The organism is Pseudomonas sp. TE3728 (assembly GCF_056279145.1).
The window spans coordinates 1,325,552-1,339,501 of sequence record NZ_JBWBQT010000001.1 but is presented as its reverse complement, the minus strand read 5'-3'; the positions used below and the strand labels follow the sequence as shown (position 1 = coordinate 1,339,501).

At 59.6% G+C, this 13,950-nt stretch carries 9 protein-coding genes; 2 read left to right on the top strand and 7 right to left on the bottom strand.

Going from position 1 to position 13,950, the window contains the following annotated elements:
- Window positions 1-17 precede the first annotated feature (17 nt).
- The 5 genes from ACZ89R_RS05365 to ACZ89R_RS05345 all read right to left on the bottom strand — a co-directional run bounded on the left by ACZ89R_RS05365 (window position 18) and on the right by ACZ89R_RS05345 (window position 6,360).
- On the bottom strand, window positions 18-881 hold the full coding sequence (locus ACZ89R_RS05365; protein WP_008066951.1) for a LysR family transcriptional regulator: 864 nt from the start codon (window positions 879-881) through the stop codon (window positions 18-20).
- A 182-nt stretch (window positions 882-1,063) separates the two neighbouring features.
- The gene (locus tag ACZ89R_RS05360; RefSeq protein ID WP_429546451.1) at window positions 1,064-2,782 is read right to left on the bottom strand and encodes a hydrogenase maturation protein; all 1,719 of its coding nucleotides are present in this window, start codon (window positions 2,780-2,782) and stop codon (window positions 1,064-1,066) included.
- Window positions 2,783-3,117: 335 nt separating this feature from the next.
- Entirely contained in the window at window positions 3,118-4,965 is a 1,848-nt protein-coding gene (locus tag ACZ89R_RS05355) for an amidohydrolase (protein ID WP_429547893.1), read from the bottom strand.
- Window positions 4,966-5,270: 305 nt separating this feature from the next.
- Window positions 5,271-5,585 carry an SCP2 sterol-binding domain-containing protein gene (locus ACZ89R_RS05350; protein WP_123356684.1) on the bottom strand — a complete coding sequence of 105 codons (315 nt, stop codon included), beginning with the start codon at window positions 5,583-5,585 and terminating at the stop codon, window positions 5,271-5,273.
- Between the two features lie 64 nt (window positions 5,586-5,649).
- Window positions 5,650-6,360, bottom strand: coding sequence for a histidine phosphatase family protein (locus ACZ89R_RS05345; protein ID WP_429546452.1), 711 nt, complete (start codon window positions 6,358-6,360; stop codon window positions 5,650-5,652).
- 202 nt (window positions 6,361-6,562) lie between these two features.
- Between ACZ89R_RS05345 and sohB the strand changes: the two genes are divergently transcribed.
- On the top strand, window positions 6,563-7,585 hold the full coding sequence (gene sohB, locus ACZ89R_RS05340; protein WP_476241466.1) for a protease SohB: 1,023 nt from the start codon (window positions 6,563-6,565) through the stop codon (window positions 7,583-7,585).
- Between the two features lie 191 nt (window positions 7,586-7,776).
- Window positions 7,777-11,718 (top strand): dermonecrotic toxin domain-containing protein, encoded by a 3,942-nt coding sequence (locus ACZ89R_RS05335; RefSeq protein ID WP_429546453.1) that lies wholly within the window; start codon window positions 7,777-7,779, stop codon window positions 11,716-11,718.
- 43 nt (window positions 11,719-11,761) lie between these two features.
- Here the strand turns inward: ACZ89R_RS05335 and ACZ89R_RS05330 are convergent, their stop codons facing one another.
- On the bottom strand, window positions 11,762-12,256 hold the full coding sequence (locus tag ACZ89R_RS05330; protein ID WP_063340169.1) for a DUF934 domain-containing protein: 495 nt from the start codon (window positions 12,254-12,256) through the stop codon (window positions 11,762-11,764).
- Window positions 12,240-13,898 (bottom strand): nitrite/sulfite reductase, encoded by a 1,659-nt coding sequence (locus ACZ89R_RS05325; RefSeq protein WP_429546454.1) that lies wholly within the window; start codon window positions 13,896-13,898, stop codon window positions 12,240-12,242. Before ACZ89R_RS05325 ends, ACZ89R_RS05330 begins: the two co-directional genes overlap by 17 nt.
- Between the last annotated feature and the right edge of the window lie 52 nt (window positions 13,899-13,950).

Sequence of the window (13,950 nt, the reverse complement as noted above, 5' to 3'; positions counted from 1 at the left end):
GTGCAAGACGCCTGGCGTCAGGTCAAGGGGTTCCAGCGCTGGGACCAGTCGTCGTCCGTCTTGATCACTTCGCGCAGCAAATCAAAGGCTCGTTGCAAGGTCGCCGAGTCGCGGTCCCGGGAGTAAACCAGGTAGGTCGGGTAGCTGAACTCCGGAGCTTTGGGCACTGGCTCCAGCACGCCGCTTTCCAGGTAGCTCTGGACCACGCGGGTGCGGAAATAGCCGCTGCCGCCGTTTTCCAGGATGTACTGCAAGGCCAGCGGGCCGAGGTTGAAGCTCAGGGCTGCCTTGGCCTTTTCCGGCAACGCGGCATCGTGCTGACGACGGAAGTCCGGGCCCCAGTCGATATACACGTAAGGCTCGGGCTGGCCGGCCAGGCGTACCAGAATGAGTTTTTCTTCCAGCACCTGCTCGACTTGCAGGCGTGGCCAGTACTCGGGCTGATAGACCAGCGCCGCATCCAGCACCCCCAGCTCCAGTTGCCGCAGCAGGTTTTCGCCGTCGCGGATTTCCATGCGCAGAGCATGGCTGGGAATCTTCTCGCGCAACTCGCCGGCCCAGCTGAGCATCAACGGGTTGCACAGACTGACCTCGCCGCCAATGTGCAGCACGTCGCGGTAGCCCTCGGGCAGTGGCAAGTCTCGGCGTGCCGCTTCCCAGGTTTGTACCAGTTGATTGGCATAAACCACAAAGGCCTCGCCGTTCGGCGTCAGGCGCGCCCCGGCGCGGTTGCGCACGAACAGCGTGCTGCCGAGCTGGCTTTCGAGCTTTTGCACGCGGGCGGTGATCGCGGTCTGAGTGACGTGCAGCTTTTCGGCCGCCGCGGCCAGGCTGCCGTGGCGGACGATTTCCAGAAAGGTGCGGGCGAGGTCGATGTCCATGGGCAGGCCGATGCGGGAGGTGCGGGCATTGTAAGAGCAGGCGCCGCCAGCGGATAGAAAGCAAGATCAAAAGATCGCAGCCTTCGGCGGCTCCTACATTGGAATCGCGCACGCCGTGAAATATCGGGCGAACACAAATCCTGGAGCTGCCGCAGGCTGCGATCTTTTGCAGGCGCTTCCGATTACCCGGCCAATTCAACATCCCGAACAGTCGCCCACTGCGCCACCAACCGCTGCGGCGTGCCACACGCCTTGCGTTTGAACACAAAATTTCGGCACTTCTCGGCAAATTGTTTGCGGTTCTGCACCATGTCCAGCTGCATCTCTTCCAGCTCGGCATTGCGACAGTGCTGCGCCAGTTGAGTCTCGAGCTGGCTTTTGCGTTCACGCACCGCCTGATATGCCGGATCACTCAACGCACCATTGGCTCGCTGCAACAACCACAGACCAAACTCGTCGGGGCAGCGCGGGCCGACTTCCTGGACCATGCCCAGTTGCAAGGCTTGGGTGGCGCTGATCGGCAGACAGTCTTCAGTGAGTTTTTTCGCCTTTGCCTGGCCGACGGCGCGGGGAAGGCTGTAGGTCCAGTACTCGGAGCCGTACAGGCCCATGGTTTTGTAATGAGGGTTGAGCACGATATCGGACCGGGCCAAGACAATATCGGCAGTCAGCGCCAGCATCACGCCGCCGGCCCCGGCATTCCCGGTCAAGCCGCTGACCACTAGTTGCCGGGCGCTGAGCAGTTCCTGGCAGACGTCATCGATCGCCTGAATATTGGCCCAGGCTTCCAGCCCCGGAACCGCTGCGGCCTGGATCACGTTGAGGTGCACGCCGTTGGAGAAACTGCCGCGCCCACCCTTGATCAGCAGCACCTGGGTGTCCCGGGACTTGGCCCAGCGCAGGGCCTCAACCAGTCGTTGGCACTGTTCGGTGCTCATTGCGCCGTTATAAAACTCGAAGGTCAGTTCGCCGACATGCCCCGATTCGCGATAGCGGAGCGGTTGATAGCTTTCATTGCTGAAGGGCTGGGAGGCGATCGACCAATCAAGGGTAGGTACTTGCGCCAGCTGTTCGGCGAGCACATGTCGGGCCGGGCGCTTGAAGGTTTCTTCACCGGGCCGGGGTTTGTGTCGCAATGAACCGATCCACAGGCTGTGATCGCCGGTTGCCACCAGCACCGCATCGTCATGCACCGCGAGAATCTCCCCCGGCGTGCCGCTGCGTGAATCCAGGTGAGCGTCGTACAGGTAATACTGACCGCCGGCCAGGCTCGCCAATACGCCGGGCTGGCCGTCGGCAGCGTCGATGCAGCGTTTGATGAAGTGTGAGCTGTCGTGCCAGCTGAAGGATCGGTCGGCTTGCTTCATGTTCGGCTGCAAATGGCCAATCACATGGCGTTGGCTGTAATCCAAGGGCACCGGCACGAAACCGTCGATGAATTTTTCCACCACTTCGCGGATGCAGGAGATCGCCGCATCGCTGACGCGCCCGTTGTACAACTCGGATTTACGCAGGCCTTGAGGCAAGTTGAACTCACAGGTGGCCCAGACTGGCCCGGCATCCATTTCCTCCACCGCTTGCAACGCGGTCACGCCCCAGCGGCTGAGTTCGCGGGTGATCGCCCAGTCCAGCGCACTGGCACCACGGTCGCCGACAATGCCCGGATGAATGATCACCACGGGACGCTGGCGGTTGCTCCACAACTGTTGCGGTACCCGATCCTTGAGGAACGGGCAGATCACTAGGTCGGCGCCGGAGTGTTCGATTTGCTCGCATACCGCCTCTTCATCGGTGAACAGCACCACGCTGGGCGAATGACCGGCGTGACGCAAGTCCAGCCAGGCCCGCTGGGTCAGGCCGTTGAACGCTGACGCCAGCAGAATGATTTTCAGTGACCGCACGATTGACTCTTCCTTGAGAATGACGGGCCGCAGGCTCCCAATGAGCCGTCCGTGGCCTTCGATGGAAGCGCGATAGTAGTGATTGCGAGGGGGGGAGCAACTGATCGAGGTCAAGCTTGTGTCAGTGGGTGTTTCATTGGCGGCCGAGCGGCTTATTTCTGTGGGTGAGTGGATCCTGGTTTTTTTATTGCTTCAAATGTATTTGGGGAATGTTGAGGCTGAAAATCAAAAGATCGCAGCCTGCGGCAGCTCCTACAGGATTTATATTCACCGAAATATCGCGGGTGACCATTGATCCTGTAGGAGCTGCCGCAGGCTGCGATCTTTTCTCTTTTTCAAAACGCAAAACACGAACAGCCAAACGCCCCCCAGAACCCTTGGAAGTCACTGACCGGCGCCGACGACAACCGTGCCCGCTCATGGCTGTGGGCATGCACCGCGCAAGCGCCCACGCATTGGTGAACCTGAGCCGTCAGCGGCGCCAGTGGTTTCCAATGCCCCGGTACGTTCACCACCGGCGACCACTCAGGCACTACCGGAATCGGCGCAGGCCCCAGTTTTTCGAACTCGACGCTGCCGTAGACGATCTTGCCATCGACAATGGTCAGCACCGACTCGATCCATTTGATGGCTTCGTCTTCGATGTGGAAGTAGTCCGCCGACAGCGCAATCAGGTCCGCCAGTTGTCCGACTTTGATCTGGCCTTTCTTGCCTTGTTCGGAGGAAAACCAGGCGCTGCCGTGGGTGAACAATTCCAGCGCCGTATCACGGCTCAAACCTTGCGGGTACAGCGCCAGCCCGCCGACGGTACGGCCACTGACCAGCCAGTACAGGGAAGTCCAGGGGTTGTAGCTGGAGACTCGCGTGGCATCGGTACCGGCGCCCACCGGCACACCCTCGGCCAGCATGCGTGCGATCGGTGGTGTCGCTTCGGCCGCCTTCGCGCCGTAACGGTCGACAAAGTACTCGCCCTGAAATGCCATGCGGTCCTGGATGGCGATGCCGCCACCGAGCACTTTGACCCGCTCAATGTTCCGTGGGCTGATGGTTTCGGCGTGATCGAAGAACCATGGCAAACCGTCGAACGGAATATCCCGGTTGACCTTCTCGAACACGTCGAGCATGCGGCTGATGGATTCGTTGTAGGTGGCATGCAGACGGAAGGGCCAACGCTGTTCCACCAGATGCCGCACCACCGGCTCCAGCTCCTGCTCCATGGTCTGCGGCAAGTCTGGGCGAGGTTCGAGGAAGTCTTCGAAATCGGCTGCCGAGAACACCAGCATTTCCCCGGCACCGTTGTGCCGCAGGAAGTCATCGCCCTGACCGTAATGGGAGGTGCTGGTCCAGTTTTTGAAATCGGCCAGCTCTTCCTTGGGTTTTTGGGTGAACAGGTTGTAGGCAATGCGCACTGTGAGCTGTTGGTCTTTGGCCAGTTGCTGGATGACTTGATAATCGTCCGGGTAATTCTGATAACCGCCGCCGGCATCGATGGCGCTGGTGACGCCCAGCCGATTGAGTTCACGCATGAACTGGCGGGTCGAGTTGACTTGATACTCCAGCGGTAATTTCGGTCCCTTGGCCAGGGTCGAGTAGAGGATCATTGCGTTGGGTCGGGCGATCAGCATGCCGGTGGGGTCGCCATTGGCATCGCGCTGGATCTCGCCGCCCGGCGGGTTTGGCGTGTCGCGTGTATAGCCGACCACTTTCAACGCCGCGCGATTGAGCAGGGCGCGATCATAAAGATGCAGAACGAATACCGGGGTGTCCGGCGCGGCCTTGTTCAGTTCTTCAATCGTCGGCAGGCGCTTCTCGGCAAACTGGAACTCGTTCCAGCCACCGACCACCCGCACCCATTGCGGCGTTGGCGTGCGATCGGCCTGATCCTTGAGCATGCGCAAGGCATCGGCCAGAGACGGCACGCCTTCCCAGCGCAGTTCGAGGTTGTAATTCAGGCCGCCACGGATCAAGTGCAGGTGAGAGTCGTTGAGACCGGGAATCACCGTGCGGCCATGCAGGTCGATGATTTGACTGCCGGGGCCTTGCAGGGCCATGGCCTGGGCGTCGCTGCCGACCACCACGAAGCGCCCGTCCTTGATCGCGACGGCACTGGCTTGGGGTTTCTTGCGGTCAACGGTGTGCAGGCGTCCGTTGTACAAAATCAGGTCGGCTGGGGTATCGGGCATGGCTTTACTCCCTGCGAATAGTGGGCTGACCCAGGCACCGACGGCGCCTGCCGAGAGGCCTTGCAGTACACGGCGACGGCTGAAGTCGTTGTGCTCGTCAGGTGGGCTCATGGCAGCGCTCTCCACAAAGTTCTTCACAAAGAAGCGGGGATCAACAGCCGATGTCTGACGCATGCGGCCAGAAGGAATATAGTCGGCAAATCCACAGATAGCCGTTTTCCGAGGGCGAAAAACGACGAATCCCGCCACGAGGGGCGGGATTCGTTTGCAGCCAGACGTGCTCCCGAAAGACGGGAGCGGCGTGCTTAGGCCGGGAACAGCTCGGACAGTTTCATGGCCAGCATCATGTCGCCTTCAGCGCGCAGTTTGCCGCCCATGAACGCTTGCATGCCGTCGGTCGAACCGTCGACGATGCCTTCCAGGGTTTCGCCGTCCATGACCAGAGTCACCTGGGCGTCCGGGTTCTCACCTTCTTGCAGTTCGCAGGTGCCGTCTTTGACGATCAGCGAGAAGTTCTTGGTGTCGTCGATGCGAAAACCGAATACCAGGTCCAGACCGGCAGCAGCGGCTGGGTTGAACTTGGCTTTCATTGCTTGTACGGCATCAGCTACGGAGGTCATGGTTCGATCCTTTCTTGGGTAATAAGAGCTGGGTGATTACAGCCAGGGTCACAATAATCCGGACTCAGCGAAACGTGATGAGTTCCGGGGCCTTCAACAGTTGCAGGTGTGCATGACTGTTGAAGGAAGCCAGGGCCACCTCGCGCCCGCGAAACTTGAGCAGGTTGAGCGAGGTGTTGACGATTTGCCAGTTCAGTTCAAAGGCCTGCTTTGCGGGCATTTGCGTAATGAGGTGGAGCAGGGCAGTGATAGTGCCGCCGGAGGTGAACACAGCGATTTTCTGGGTATTGTCGGCTTGTTCGAGCAATCGATGCAGACCGCTCTGTACGCGTTCGACGAAGCCCAGCCAGCTTTCCAGTCCCGGTGTGTCGTAGGTGCCGGCAAGCCAGCGCTCGACGATCAAGGCAAAGATGCGTTGGAATTCAGCACGGTTTTGTGCCGCGTTGCGCAGGATATCCAGCGCTTGAGGCTCGTCCTCCAGCATCGCCGGCAGCAGGGCGCGGATCACTGCGTCGGCATCGAATTCATTGAAAGCGGAATCGATTTCCAGGGCAGGCACCGGCATACCGACGGCCGCGAACTGTTCCAGCGCACTGTTGGCGGTGTGTTGTTGGCGGCGCAGGTCGCCCGACAGGCAGCGATCGAAGCTGACACCGAGTTCGGCCAGGTGCTGACCGAGGAGTTCTGCCTGGCGAATACCGGTCGGCGACAGGACGTCATAGTCGTCTGCACCAAAGGAGGCCTGGCCATGTCGAATCAAGTAGATGCTGCCCACGTCCGCGTCATCCCGGTACGTTGAAGGTTTGGCGAGGTTATGAGGATGGCGGTGAGCTGTCAATGAAAAAACATACGCTTGTTTGAAATGCCCGTTACAGGCCTGTTGCCAGAGGTTTCACGGCTGGCCGTCGGGCCGGCGGATGGGTATGCTGGAGGTATCCCGCGCGTGTTTACCCCGCGCATTGATTGAAGGAGTCCCTGTGGAGCTTTTGTTCGAGTACGCCATTTTTCTGGCCAAGACCGTGACTCTGGTGATTGCCATCCTGGTGGTCCTGGCCAGTTTTGCGGCGTTGCGCAGCAAAGGTCGGCGCAAGTCAGCCGGTCAGCTGCAGGTCAGCAAACTCAATGATTTCTACAAAGGGCTGCGCGAACGCCTGGAGCAAACCTTGCTCGACAAGGATCAGCTCAAGGCCCTGCGCAAGTCCCAGGCTAAAACCGAGAAAAAGCAAAAGAAGAAACCCGAGGCCAAACCACGGGTGTTCGTGCTGGATTTTGATGGTGACATCAGGGCGTCGGCCACTGAGAGCCTGCGCCACGAGATCACCGCGCTGCTGACCCTAGCCACGCCCAAGGATGAAGTGGTGCTGCGCCTGGAAAGCGGCGGCGGCATGGTCCACAGCTATGGCCTGGCGTCTTCGCAACTGGCGCGGATTCGTGAAGCCGGCGTGCCGTTGACCGTGTGCATCGACAAGGTCGCGGCCAGCGGCGGCTACATGATGGCGTGCATCGGCGAGAAGATTATCAGTGCGCCATTCGCGATCCTCGGCTCGATCGGCGTGGTGGCGCAGTTGCCCAACGTCAATCGCCTGCTGAAAAAACACGACATCGACTTCGAAGTACTGACGGCTGGCGAGTACAAGCGCACCCTGACAGTGTTTGGCGAAAACACCGAGAAGGGCCGAGAGAAATTCCAGGAAGACCTGGACATCACCCACCAGCTGTTCAAGAACTTCGTTTCCCGCTATCGCCCGCAATTGGCTATCGACGAAGTGGCCACCGGTGAAATCTGGCTGGGCATTGCGGCGCTCGACAAGCAACTGGTGGATGAACTCAAGACCAGCGATGAATACCTTGCCGAACGCGCCAAGCAGTCTGAGCTCTACCACTTGCATTACGCCGAACGCAAAAGCCTGCAGGAGCGCATCGGTATCGCGGCCAGCGGTTCGGTCGATCGTGTATTACTGAGCTGGTGGAGCCGCTTGACCCAGCAACGCTTCTGGTAAGCCTCTGGCAGGCGTCTCCGGAAAAAATCAAACCGCGGATTTCCGCGGTTTTTTTTCGTCCGACATTTAAGACTGTTCACTTTCCTGCGGGCTCTGCGAAACGTCCTAACTGGCCTGCCGATCATTCCGACTTACGCTTGAGTTGCACCTGGATATTCTGGTGACTCCCAATAGTTTGCAATGGAATGCACATGAATGATCACGCCCATGGCGACGCCCCAACGCGCAATGTCCTGATGCGTAACGAACTGAAGGCCGCGGTGGAGACCGCACTTGCGCAAACTCCCGCTCAGTTTGGTGAGCGCTTGATCAAGGAGAAGTGGGGAGCCGACATTGATCCGCAAACAGCCCTGCTGGTAACGCTCGACTATAACTACCATGGGCATCCTCCTGAGAACGGTGTCCACCAGGGGCGGGTGGGAAGTTCTCGCACCCTGATCCAGGCGCTGCTTGGCAATTATCAGACGGTGGGCGACGGGCGCTTCGGCGAAACCGCGTTTGGGCTGTACACACCGCCCGACATCGGGCCGTCGGTGCGCATTGTCGAGAAGGTCGATGAGTTTGCCTATGTAGGCAATGGCAATCACGACACCTATGAAGGGATTTACCGCGCCACGGTTCCGCAATCCTATGGCCCGCACACGCAAATCAATCTGCGGCCTGCCGATTTCAAGCAGTGGGTCTGGGGGTTGTTTCTTGCCCGTCGATACCAGGCTTATCTTGATCAGGCCTGGCCGTCGGACGCGGTCATTGCTGCTCCCGGTCCTTATGCCCTGAGGACATCAGTCAAGGCGGCTTTCGTCATGGCGGCCCGGCTGCAATATCAAGAACGGTGCCTGTCCCGAAAGGGGCTGGAACTCGCTATGCAAGCCGCCGGGTTGCCTGCCGCGCAGACTTGGGAAACGCTGACAATCGAGCAACTGCAAGCGCCGACAAGAATGCCCCCGAGCGTCGAGGCGAGTCGGTTGAAACTGTACCGTTATACGGCAACCGATATCTGGTGTTTTCGAGCGCGATCAGGCGCCAGGGTGCTGCTGTACATCCCTGGCAATTCTTCACCGCTGCATGAATTCACCGATAGCCGGCAGTTGCGTCAATGGATCGTGGCTCAGGGCAGGAAGGCCGATACGAAACAGGCACTGGCGGCTCACTTTTCCGAAGAGGATCGCGAGGACGGCACCTTTCATGCGGGGGTACTGACCGCACTGGAGGGCATGGCGGTTTATCCCAGGATGCACAAGCTGACGAAGAATGCCGGGTTCTTCAACGATGATGGCCATTGGGATCCGGGCGATTACATCAATTTTGATCGCTCCCCCGGCGCATCCGACCCTTTTGCGCGGTTGGTGAGTTCCATGAAGCAGGCCGCCCAGGACAGCGTCAAGACCATCCGCGACGATGCCCAGGTCAACCGTGACAATCTGAGCGCTTTCGTCGAGCCGATCGTGCAATGGATCAACCGGTTCGGGCCACTGGCGTTGTTTGTGCCCGGAGGTGAGGGATTGTTGGTGCTGGCCGGGCTTATTGACGCCGGTTACGGTCTGGATGAGGCCATCGAGGGGAAAACGGCCAGTGAGCGTTCTGAAGGCGTAACGCGTACCGTGTTCGGCTTGCTCAACGCACTGCCGCTGGCCGGGGCTGGCGCTTCTTTAAAAGGCGAAGGCGCCGAGGCCGCCGCGCTGGGCAGGGCCGAGCACGGGGTCGAGGAGCCTGCTGTGCAGCTCGATGGTATGCCGGTGGACGCTCCACCCGTTCATGTCGCCCCTCTGGAGTCGGCCGCGCAGATGCCGACCCGTCTGAGCCTGCTGCGAGGGATCGGCGCCCCGGTGGACGCCTTCAGCGACGAAGTGCTGGCGCAAATCGGCAAGGTCAGCGCCGTTGATGACGATCTGCTGCGAATGATGCAGGCCGGTCGTCAACCCACGCCTGTGTTGGCCGACACTATCAGCCGCTTCAAAATCGATCAGGGCGTCGTGGAGGCCATCGATAAAGCGCAGGCTGACGGGAGCGAGGCATTGCAGGCCCGGCGAGTGGAGTTATTCAACGCTCGCTATCAGGCGCTCCAGCACTCGGAGCATGAATGGGTCCGATTGTTTCAACAGCAATATCCCGGCCTGCCGAAAAGTGCGGTGGAGCAGATGCTTGATCGCTGTGGCATAGCGTTCACAGAGACGCCGGATGCGATCGAGATCAAGGGGGTATTCAGGCAACTGGATGGCAAGGCACGCCAGTATCAGCAGCATGTGAGGCTGACCCGTGCTTACGAAGGCCTTTATCTGCGATCCGTGGCCCATTCTGATTCGGACACGCTGGCCTTGCATTCGCTGAGAAACTTGCCCGGATGGCCAAAAGGCCTGCGAATCGAGGTGCTAGACGGCTCGCTGCAAGGTCGGGTGCTGGATCGTTGCGGTTCGCTTGATGCGGCTGATTGTCGTCGCTTGATCAAAATCGGCGACCACTATCAATACGTCGATGTGGCCGCCCAAGCCATCGCGCACGCGGACTTTTACGGGGCCGTCATCGGGGTGTTGTCCGCGGATGAGCGGGCGGCGCTGCAGTTGCAGTCGCTGAACCCGGCCAACGAACTGAAGCTCAACCTTCGCGACCGGACGCTATCGCGCGCCGAGTTCGGCCTGGGCCTGGGCAGAATGGACGGGGGGCTGCCTTTCGAAATGCAGGGTTTGAGGGGCGGCGGCTTTCCGACGACCCTCCAGGCTACGGCGTTGACTCACGAGACGATGAGACTGCAAGTCAGGGACCTCTATCCCGACTTCGGCAATGCGCAGGCCGATGAATGGCTGCAACATGCCGGAGCAAGCGCTCAGTCACGCCTCGATGGTCTGAAGCAACAGTCTGAGCAATTGAGTACGGATTTGACCAGTTGGATCGACCGGTCCCTGCAGGATGTCGATGACATGGACATCGACTTTCTGGCCGCTGGCGACGAGGACGCTGTGGGCATGACTCATGCGCAAATCGCGGTGCATAACGTCGCGCTGGTGCAGCACGCGATGGAACTCGAGCGCGAGACCCGAATAGAACTGGCTGACGAGCTGATCTCAATCTGGCAAAAGTGTCCTTCGCAGGCCAATCGCCTCTATTCCGGCGAAGCGTTAGCGGGATACAAACTGGATCTGGAATTCGAGGACTACCACCGCTTGCCGATCATGAACATCAAGTTCAACGAGGTGATCGAGTTGTCGATGCGCGGATTTCACCTGACAGAGCGTGAGAGCCTGAACGGGTTCCTGGAGTCTTTCCCCAATCTGCGGGTATTGAATCTGGAGAAAGTCGATCTGCGGCTATCTGACGCCATGGGGGAGCTGGAGAGTGTTTTGCCGCCTGCAATCGCGCGAATGAGCCATCTCACAACGCTGAATCTGAAAGACACGTTTCTCAAATTCAGGGAGAACACGGCGTCGCAACTGAGTGACTTGATCAACTTGCAATCACTGGACCTGAGTGAAAACCCCCTGAGTGTTTCGCCTGTGTTGTTAGGGATGGACAACCTGCGCGAGGTGAATTTGAGGAAAACAGAGATCAGTACGTGCCCGATCGGGATTAGGGACGAGCCCTACCTGACGTCGCTGGACCTGCGTGACAACCGGATCACCCGGGTTCCGTCGGCGGTGTTGAGCCAGGCCATTGTTCGGGGGCGAGTGCAGCTTTGGGGCAATCCGTTAACGGACGAAGACACATTGCGGCGCCTGATCAGCCATCGACAGCGCACAGGGATCAACCTGTGGTTGAACGCGCCGGGTCCCGGTTATGGCAATCCAGAGGCGTGGTTACAAGAGGGGGAAGAAGTGCTGCAGCAAGCCAGGCGAACGATCTGGCAGCAATTGGCGGTCAAGCCGTCAGGCAGTCGTTTCCTGAGGCTCACCGATGGGCTCAGCCTGACGGCGGACTTTCAGGTCGAGTATATGGCGTTGCAAGCGAGGGTCTGGCAACTGTTGAGTGAGGCGCAGGCATCGGACGAGTTGTGGCACTGGCTGAACCGGGTGGTCGAGGCCACAGAGGTCGATGCTGAGAATCCGCTGGGAATTTTCATGTCGCTGGAGGATCGGGCCAGGCTCTACCGCGATTGGGTAGCGATGGGGCGGCCCTTTCCGGTGATCACCGAGCAGGCCTAGAAGAGGATGGCCTTGAACCCGCAAAGGGTTCAAGGCCTGGACATCAACGGCGACGGAACAGCGGCAGCGGTTCGTCGGTGGCGGCCTGATAGGTCACCGAGAAGTCCTTGAGGCCTTCAAGGGCTTCGTACGGGTCTTTATCGGCGCGAATCGCAAACGCGTCAAAACCGCAGCGGTGCAGGTAGAACAACTGGTCGCGCAGCACATCGCCAATCGCCCTCAATTCGCCTTTGAAACCGTAACGGTCACGCAGCAAGCGAGCGTTGGAGTAGTTGCGCCCATCAGTGAAGGCCGGAAAGTTCAAGGCGATCACCTGGAAATTATCCACGTCTTCACCGATTTCCTCGGCTTCTTCATCGGCGTCCAGCCACACACCCAGGCCGCCATCGCGAGCCTTGAGCATACGGCTGTGTTCGCGCCACAGTTGCAGCGGGACGATCAGGTCGTCGCAATTGCTGATCTCGTCGATGTTGAAATCTTTCGGCAGCAAGTGCCAGGTTTCGTCGACGACTTCGTTGTTCTTAATTATTCGCTGCATAGACGCGCTCCTTGAAGAGGTCGATGCCGATACGCTGATAGGTGTCGATGAAGCGCTCGTCTTCGGTACGTTGTTCGATGTACACGTCGATCAGCTTCTCGATCACGTCAGGCATGGCTTCCTGTGCGAAAGACGGGCCAAGGATCTTGCCCAGGCTTGCATCGCGACTGGCGCTGCCACCCAGGGACACCTGGTAGAACTCTTCGCCTTTCTTGTCCACCCCGAGAATGCCGATGTGGCCGACGTGGTGGTGACCACAGGCGTTCATGCACCCAGAGATGTTCAGGTCCAGTTCGCCAATGTCGAACAGGTAGTCCAGGTCGTCGAAACGGCGCTGGATCGACTCGGCGATCGGGATCGACTTGGCGTTGGCCAGCGAGCAGAAGTCGCCGCCCGGGCAGCAGATGATGTCGGTCAGCAAGCCGATGTTCGGTGTGGCGAAACCTTGCTCGCGCAACTCGCTCCACAGGGCGAACAATTGGCTCTGCTCAACGTCAGCCAGAATGATGTTCTGCTCGTGGGAAGTGCGCAGCTGACCGAAGCTGTAACGATCGGCGAGGTCGGCAACGGCATCAAGCTGCTTGTCGGTGATGTCGCCCGGCGCAACGCCAGTCGGCTTCAGGGACAGGGTCACGGCTACGTAACCCGGTTTCTTGTGGGCCAGGGTATTGCGGGTGCGCCAGCGCGCGAAGCCCGGGTGTTCTTTATCGAGTTCGGCCAACGCCAAGGTCTGGTTGTCCAGCGCCTTGTACTCCGGATCAACGAAGTGTTTGGCCACGCGATGCACTTCGGCCTCGGTCAGCGTGGTCTGGCCACCGCGAAGGTGTTCCATTTCCGCATCGACTTTCCGCGCGAACACTTCAGGTGTCAGGGCCTTGACCAGAATCTTGATCCGCGCCTTGTATTTGTTGTCGCGACGGCCGTAGCGGTTGTAAACCCGCAGGATGGCGTCGAGATAGCTCAGCAAGTCCTGCCACGGCAGGAACTCGTTGATGAACGCGCCCACCACCGGCGTACGGCCCAGGCCGCCACCGACCAGCACACGGAAACCCAGTTCGCCCGCGGCGTTGTGCACTGGCTCAAGGCCAATGTCATGGACTTCAATGGCCGCACGGTCGGACGTCGAACCGTTGATGGCGATTTTGAATTTACGCGGCAGGTAGGCGAATTCCGGGTGGAACGTGGTCCACTGGCGGACGATTTCGCACCATGGACGCGGGTCGATCAATTCGTCGGCCGCGACACCGGCGAACTGGTCGGTGGTAACGTTGCGCAGGCAGTTGCCGCTGGTCTGGATCGCATGCATCTGCACGGTGGCCAGTTCAGCCAGGATGTCCGGGATGTCTTCCAGGGCCGGCCAGTTGAACTGCACGTTCTGCCGGGTACTGATGTGGGCGTAGCCCTTGTCGTAGTCGCGGGCAATTTTGGCCATCATTCGCGTCTGGCGCGAAGTCAGTTGGCCATAAGGCACCGCCACCCGCAGCATCGGGGCGAAGCGCTGGATATAAAGGCCATTTTGCAGGCGCAGGGGGCGGAATTCTTCTTCGCTCAGCTCGCCTGCCAGATAGCGTCGGGTCTGATCACGGAACTGCTTGACGCGGTCCTCGATGATCCGCTGATCGTACTCGTCGTATACGTACATATAAGTCCTGTTCTCAGGCTTGGGCCGGTTGGATACAGCTGCGTTTTCGCTA

Bases quoted from the DNA above. Each gene is read 5' to 3' on its own strand.
- ACZ89R_RS05355 (WP_429547893.1), bottom strand. From the start codon at position 4,965: ATGCCCGATACCCCAGCCGACCTGATTTTGTACAACGGACGCCTGCAC.
- ACZ89R_RS05335 (WP_429546453.1), top strand. From the start codon at position 7,777: ATGAATGATCACGCCCATGGCGACGCCCCAACGCGCAATGTCCTGATG.
- ACZ89R_RS05350 (WP_123356684.1), bottom strand. From the start codon at position 5,585: ATGACCTCCGTAGCTGATGCCGTACAAGCAATGAAAGCCAAGTTCAAC.
- ACZ89R_RS05330 (WP_063340169.1), bottom strand. From the start codon at position 12,256: ATGCAGCGAATAATTAAGAACAACGAAGTCGTCGACGAAACCTGGCAC.
- ACZ89R_RS05325 (WP_429546454.1), bottom strand. From the start codon at position 13,898: ATGTACGTATACGACGAGTACGATCAGCGGATCATCGAGGACCGCGTC.
- ACZ89R_RS05365 (WP_008066951.1), bottom strand. From the start codon at position 881: ATGGACATCGACCTCGCCCGCACCTTTCTGGAAATCGTCCGCCACGGC.